Source organism: Acinetobacter sp. YH12086 (assembly GCF_013419345.1).
GTDB classification, from domain to species: domain Bacteria; phylum Pseudomonadota; class Gammaproteobacteria; order Pseudomonadales; family Moraxellaceae; genus Acinetobacter; species Acinetobacter amyesii.
This window is the reverse complement of the sequence record NZ_VPAF01000037.1, coordinates 1-6,322: the sequence shown is the minus strand read 5'-3', so window position 1 is coordinate 6,322 and position 6,322 is coordinate 1. Positions and strand designations below refer to the sequence as shown.

Annotated in this window: 10 protein-coding genes and 1 pseudogene; 8 read left to right on the top strand and 3 right to left on the bottom strand. The window is 38.1% G+C overall.

The genetic code is table 11. The annotated features are described in order from the left end of the window. A partial coding sequence (locus tag FTU29_RS17015) for a LysR family transcriptional regulator (protein ID WP_180007109.1) occupies window positions 1–144 on the top strand: 144 nt, incomplete at its 5' end. Window positions 145–179: 35 nt separating this feature from the next. Here FTU29_RS17015 and FTU29_RS17010 read toward each other — a convergent pair. After that, entirely contained in the window at window positions 180–884 is a 705-nt protein-coding gene (locus FTU29_RS17010) for an IS6 family transposase (protein WP_005028420.1), read from the bottom strand. Between the two features lie 63 nt (window positions 885–947). On the opposite strand from FTU29_RS17010, the pseudogene FTU29_RS17005 reads away from it, so the two are divergent. Further along, window positions 948–1,079 (top strand): annotated as a pseudogene (locus FTU29_RS17005) (IS3 family transposase); the annotation flags it as partial. Window positions 1,080–1,297: 218 nt separating this feature from the next. Here FTU29_RS17005 and FTU29_RS17000 read toward each other — a convergent pair. Beyond that, window positions 1,298–1,714, bottom strand: coding sequence for a conjugal transfer protein TraD (locus FTU29_RS17000; protein WP_108091264.1), 417 nt, complete (start codon window positions 1,712–1,714; stop codon window positions 1,298–1,300). 279 nt (window positions 1,715–1,993) lie between these two features. On the opposite strand from FTU29_RS17000, the gene FTU29_RS16995 reads away from it, so the two are divergent. The 6 genes from FTU29_RS16995 to FTU29_RS16970 all read left to right on the top strand — a co-directional run bounded on the left by FTU29_RS16995 (window position 1,994) and on the right by FTU29_RS16970 (window position 5,084). Next, a complete protein-coding gene (locus FTU29_RS16995; protein ID WP_002061201.1) occupies window positions 1,994–2,149 on the top strand; it encodes a hypothetical protein in 156 nt (51 codons plus the stop codon). Beyond that, entirely contained in the window at window positions 2,149–3,078 is a 930-nt protein-coding gene (locus FTU29_RS16990; protein ID WP_119065094.1) for a MobA/MobL family protein, read from the top strand. Before FTU29_RS16995 ends, FTU29_RS16990 begins: the two co-directional genes overlap by 1 nt. Continuing rightward, window positions 3,075–3,575 carry a hypothetical protein gene (locus FTU29_RS16985; protein ID WP_068550831.1) on the top strand — a complete coding sequence of 167 codons (501 nt, stop codon included), beginning with the start codon at window positions 3,075–3,077 and terminating at the stop codon, window positions 3,573–3,575. Before FTU29_RS16990 ends, FTU29_RS16985 begins: the two co-directional genes overlap by 4 nt. A gap of 70 nt (window positions 3,576–3,645) precedes the next feature. Continuing rightward, complete coding sequence (locus FTU29_RS16980; RefSeq protein WP_042087986.1) at window positions 3,646–3,942, top strand: BrnT family toxin; 297 nt, start codon at window positions 3,646–3,648, stop codon at window positions 3,940–3,942. Then, window positions 3,932–4,147 carry a hypothetical protein gene (locus tag FTU29_RS16975; RefSeq protein ID WP_042087985.1) on the top strand — a complete coding sequence of 72 codons (216 nt, stop codon included), beginning with the start codon at window positions 3,932–3,934 and terminating at the stop codon, window positions 4,145–4,147. The genes FTU29_RS16980 and FTU29_RS16975 overlap by 11 nt, the downstream gene beginning before the upstream one ends. 127 nt (window positions 4,148–4,274) lie before the next feature. After that, a complete protein-coding gene (locus FTU29_RS16970; protein WP_108091266.1) occupies window positions 4,275–5,084 on the top strand; it encodes a hypothetical protein in 810 nt (269 codons plus the stop codon). 793 nt (window positions 5,085–5,877) lie between these two features. On the opposite strand, the gene FTU29_RS16965 is transcribed toward FTU29_RS16970, so the two are convergent. Beyond that, the gene (locus FTU29_RS16965; RefSeq protein ID WP_159138984.1) at window positions 5,878–6,225 is read right to left on the bottom strand and encodes a hypothetical protein; all 348 of its coding nucleotides are present in this window, start codon (window positions 6,223–6,225) and stop codon (window positions 5,878–5,880) included. Window positions 6,226–6,322: the final 97 nt, after the last annotated feature.

The window sequence follows — 6,322 nt, the reverse complement described above, 5'->3', positions numbered from 1 at the left end:
GCACTTGGTATCAGCCAGTCGAGCGTCAGCGCGCGTGTGAAAGCGCTGGAGGATAACCTTGGTGTCCTGCTATTTGAGCGCCATGCGCGGGGCGTTCGGCTAACAGACGCAGGCAGGCACTTCATGGGGCACTGTTGCAAATAGAGATTTGAGTCGATGATGTTCCCTTTAAAAAGTACTTAGAGACCGAAAACCCTGTTGATTAGACACACTTCACCCTGAGGCTGACCATAATAAAATGACGATGCTTGTCCTTTACGTAGTGCACGCATGACTTCAATACCTTTAATTGTGGCATAAGCCGTCTTCATAGATTTGAATCCTAATGTGGCCCTGATGATCCGCTTTAGCTTGCCATGATCACATTCAATCACGTTATTTTTATACTTAATCTGCCTGTGCTCAAGGTCTGGTGGACATTTACCTTCCCGTTTTAACCGTGATAAAGCACGTCCATATGTGGGTGCTTTATCCGTGTTGATCACTTGTGGAATTTGCCACTTCTTCACATTATTTAAAATTTTTCCAAGAAAACAATAAGCTGAATGGGTATTTCGTCTAGCAGAAAGATAGAAATCAAGAGTATGGCCACGTTGGTCAACTGCACGGTATAGATATGCCCATTTGCCATTCACTTTTACGTAAGTTTCATCCAGATGCCATAAATGTCGATCTGTAGGATTACGCCAATACCAACGTAAACGTTTTTCCATTTCTGGAGCATAACGCTGAACCCAGCGATAAATTGTGGTGTGATCAACATTCACTCCACGTTCGGCCAGCATTTCCTGAAGTTCACGATAGCTGATGCCATATTTACAATACCAACGAACAGCCCAAAGAATGATTTCACCTTGAAAGTGCCGACCGTGGAAGGGATTCATCTGCTGTATCTCGAAATAAATAAGATATTTAGCTTATCATGTCAGCCTATTTGCAACAGTGCCCAACTTGCGACACTAAATTGGGTAGATTGGTTCAATAAAGAGCGTGTACATAGTGCACTAGGTTATGTATCACCTTTTGATTTTGAAGCAATGTACTATGATAAGATTAACCCGTTAGGTCAGGTGGCCTAACTTAAATAAAAAACTCTCCGACAAACCCGGTACGGTTCACCTTTATCTTTGTTTGTGATGAATACATTAGCAAGTTCCCATTTAGGTGCTGCATGAGAGAGAATTGGTAAAGATAGACAGAGTCCTAAGATAAACTTTTTCATTAATTGTCCTATGAAATCTCATAATGATTTGTTAAATCATAACTTAATTTATTGCTGATCTAGCTTAGCTTATAATTAATTTGAATTATTTTTACGTTGTTTGAGAACTTCTAATCCTAAATCCTTCCAAATTTGCCATTTCATATCATTTGGGTCTATTTCAGCAGTTTTAAGCAGAATTCCAAGTAATTCGGCTGGGTCACGCTGATCAAGGTTAGCAATTTCAAAAAGTGCGCCTAATTGAATGAGATGACGTGTACGAGCTTTTCGTTCAGCTTCCTTTTCTGCATTCAGTAATTTTCTGACTGCTATCTTCTGTTTATTCGCTCGATCTATGGCTTTTTCAGCTTTGATCAAGGCATTCAATTTTTTCTCTTGGTCGGGAGTACGGTATTGGATTTGAGCTAATTCTAATAAAAGCTTTTGTGCATCACTGGGATTCTTTAAAGCAGAAATGTAGGTAATTTTTTCAGACAGCCAATCATTATTCATATTCAATTCCTTAATTCATATACCGCAAAAGCACAGGCTCAATACTCAAAGAACGATAACAAAATAATTACGTCCAAGGTACGCAATTTTGTTAAAGTCGTTCTAGAGATTGTCGCCTGTACTTCCATCAAAAAATTGATGGCGCGCTTAGACGTTTCTCAATTTCATTGAGAAACCTAAGCACGTTAGGGACTTCATCCCTAAAACCCTGAAACTTCTTTTTTTCGTTCAATTGAAAATTGAATGAAAAAAAGAAGTACCAAAGCTAGGAGCAACAGCATGCAACTAAAACAGGTATTGGGAAAAATCAAAGATATTAGTTTTGGCGTGATCGCAGCACCGCTAATTATCATCATTATGATGTGGGCTTCGATACTTGATCAAAGAGCGTTTAAAAAAGAACGTAACCGAAAAAAGGAACAGGATAAGACCTAATGGCGATTGCTCGTTTAAGTGTCAAAGTCGGTAAGGCAGGTAAAGCAGCACCGCATGCCGAATATATTGATCGGGATGAAGAAAAAAAGCTGAAACAAGAACAGGCAGAAACCGACCTTGAACATAGTGCCTATGGGAATATGCCGAAATGGGCTGAACATAATCCGATTACCTTTTGGGAAGCAGCCGACCTTTACGAGCGCAAAAATGGCAGTACCTATCGAGAATATGAAATTGCCCTGCCTAGAGAGATGAATGCCAAACAACGTCTAGAACTGGTTGAGGAGTTCATTCAGTCCGAGATCGGCTCAAAATATCCATATCAGTTTGCGATTCATAACCCTAAAGCAATGGACGGCAACGATCAGCCCCACGTGCATCTCATGTTTAATGAACGTCTGCAAGATGGAATCGAACGAGATCCAGAGCAATATTTCAAACGCTATAACAGCAAAAATCCTGAACGTGGCGGAGCTAAAAAAGACAATACAGGCAAGAGTTACCAGGAACGAAAAATTGATATTAAAGACCTACGCCAAAGATGGGCGGATTTATGCAACAGCCATTTAGAAAAACATCAAATTGATAGCCGTATTGATATGCGAAGCTACAAAGAGCAAGGCATAGAGAAAGAACCCGAAAAGAAACTGTTACCAAGCCAAGCCAAAGACCCTGAAATTAGGGAAGCCCTACAACAATCACGTACAGCCTATAAAGAGCTTGAGCGACTAGACTTAGGCGACCCCAAACAAGACCTGAAAGACCTCAAAAACAGCCCAATTTCAGACAAAGAAATTAAACAGGGTATTGAGAGCTTTAAGGCTGATTTTGACAGCTTTAAACAGCTTGCTTTGGAACAGTACAAACAACAGCAGAAATTAGAAAGAGAGCAACAGAAAACAATGAAGTTTAGAGGGATGAGCCGATGACACCTGATGAAAAAAAGCTATATGCACTAATGGCAGTTGCAGAACAACAGCAGAACCTCGTCAATCAGGCCGTTAAAGAGCTTCAAATCACGAAAGAACACATTCAAAGCACTATTGCTGGGCAGACCCACCATACTGTATCAAAATCGCTAAATACGGGCTTACAGGAGGGTACAGCGGAGCTTATTAAGACCGCTAAAGCACTTGGACGCTTGAATAATTCAATTGAATCAGCCCGTGATCAGTTGTCATGGAAGCTCATTACCATTGTTCTAGGCATCTTTGCCATTCTGATGCTTGGTATCATTTGGCTGTTTAGTGTTTATATCAAACCTTTAGGCAATATCCCGCAGATCGAGAGCCTGAGACAGCAAGGCATCCAGTTTGATATTGGAAGTTGTAAAGTTGATGGAGAATCTAAACCGTGTGTCCGAGTGATGAAAAAGCAGTGCGGATATGGAAAAAATGGCGATTTTTGTGTCATAGACCCAAAATAATAAGAATATTTCTTATGCTAAAAGAAAATTCTTACTTAATTTCAATTCTACGAGAGGAAAAGGGGTAATCATGCCATTGATTGAATATTACGGCTTGTTATTTGAATGGCATGACCAAAAAATGGATTTAGTCTACAGAGGGCGTGAAATTACGTTCGAAGAAGTCTGTAGTATTTTCCTTGATCCTGCATTGATGTCTTTTGATGATGTAGGACACTATGACGAACAACGACTAATATCAGTCGGTTTAAGCAATCGTGGTAGACTATTAACAGTGGTTTGGGTTGAACGTGGAGATGTTGCGAGAATAATCACTGCATTTGAACCATCACATCACCAAAAGCGGAGGTACAGCAATGCAAAATGAATTAGAACGCTATAAAAATTTTGATCCTACCAATGCCCCATTGGTTAAACCTAGTTTTGTGAAAAAATTACAGGAACGTCACGCCATCGCTCAAGCAAAGGCTTTTGATGCTGATGTGGTGACATGGTTAGGTTCACAAGATAATGAAACAAAACAACATATTAACGATATGGTTCGCCATATTATGGCATTGAAACGTACTTAATTAGGTATGACCTCCCTTTTTTGTTTTAATGTTTGATTGATTAATTAGAAAGCTCATTTGGTATTCATACCAAATGAGCTTTTACTTTATAGTTTTTGAAGGATACGCCGTGGTTAAGGAAGTTGTTATGTTGAAACATTCAAGTTTGGAAAGAAAAGAGTTCAAGCATGAAGAACTTGCACTAATAAAAAAACTTGATTTCAACGATATTGAGATTATTAAGCCTGATAATCTTGGACAAATCTTAATTTGGACTTCTAAACTTGCTGAATATCATCATGCTCAATTTGTTGAATTTAGTCATAAGTTAGATATTGTTGATGAAATAGAAGAGCGAGAAGAGATTAACAATAAGATTAATTTTTATAGAAAAAGTAGAGTTTTAGAGAATCATATCAAGGATTTCTATCTAAAAAAGCTATTGGATCAAGGAGAAGCGACAGTAAAGGGATATATCAAACATCCGATTAAACAGGATACAAATTACGCTGTAATTTCTTATCACGGATATCATTTTGTTAGTTTTGCTACTCCAGAGATTATTGAAAAATTTCCCTTACATTTTATTGATTTTGTACAAAGTGAAACACCAAAGACATTAGCAGATATACACTCTGATGAAGCTGTACTGCTATCAACGGTTAAGAATTTTATAACGCCCTTTAAAGAACAATATAAAAAAATAAAGAGTAAAAATAAGGAGATCAAAGAACACAATACGGTCGTACATAAAATTTATATAAAAATTAAAAATAAAGAAGCAACTTTGCAAAAGCCAACAGATTCAAAGCCTAAAGAATCTAGCCCCAAATCTGATGAAAAGATTACTTTACCAGTAAAAATGAAGCAGGTAGCTATTCAGCAAAATATAGCTTCACAAGAAAAGTCAATTACTGTGATTAAGAAGCGAAAATTTGCTTTAAATAAGGATAAGTAAATTTGTAATTGTAAATTATAAAGAAAATCCCCCCTAAGCCTTGCAACTTAGAGGGGTTTTCCAGTAAATTCTACGGTACGCAGTTATTTGATGTTAACCCATCGAATAACGAAGATCATAAGGTTTGGCGACCGTTATGATTTCACCAAAGGCTGGTACCTGAACTCTATTTTCACAATAAACAGTGTTTAGATCAAGTCTCAAAATGATAAGTCTTCGTTAATCCGTGTTTTAAATCATCAAATAAGCATCATAGATCGAGCTTTGCCTGCTTCTGCGTGTCCGTTTTAGGGATTGGCATGCGTTGCATGTGGAGGGAATAAGTGTCACTGGTGCAACGTAGCGATAGTCGAAAGGCTAAACCGCTACAGGGGAATCTCACAAAAGCGGAGCGTTAAGAGTAGCTGTATAGGTTGGTTAAGTTGCATGTTGGGGAAACCCTCGCAGAGATACCGCCATACTTCGACAGGGAGCGCGTGGGAGAAGGTGCAAGACCTTTAGTCCTTGTCTGCATAGTCTGCAAAGCTATGTGCGGATACGACCGATATACGTGGCTCCGAAGCCAAAAGAATATGCGGTAAATCGGCAATACTTAAAGGATGTGTCATTTTTTTAAATGACCGCCTTTAGGGAGAGTATTGCCGAAACTCTCTCAACCGTTCACCAAAGCCAAAGCACGAAGTGCGACGCTTGGGTAACGAGTTGAGAAGTTGAGAGCATGTGCTTTTGCTTTTATAGGTTTTTATATTTTTATAGAAGAGCTTTTGAGAAGCTTGTTCTGCTTAGGCTATTATTAAAATCCAATTCTGTTTGTATTAATAATAATGTTATTAGAATATTTTCCTCTGACATCATCGCAAACAGTTGTATAGCTATAATATTCATAGGTTTTTAGAGTACCAATAATATAGCCTCTTTGAAAAATAGGTTCCCATTGATTAGTAAATGGGCTCAAGAAAAGACCTTGTGAACATTCAATCGCTAAATTATTTTTCACTACATTATTTTTAGGATTTGAGTGAACTTCTTTTATAGAAAAATATCTAATATCATTATTATTTGGTGCTGTTTTGATTGAATTTTTGTCTACATATATTTTAGAAATCTCACCTTGAACCGTACCGGGTTTGTCGGAGACCAAGCTTTCTGAGAGAATGTCCCGATGAAAAAAGTAAAATATACCCCTGAAATCAGAGAAAGAGCGGTTCAATTATTGATTGAATCCGAGAAAGATTATC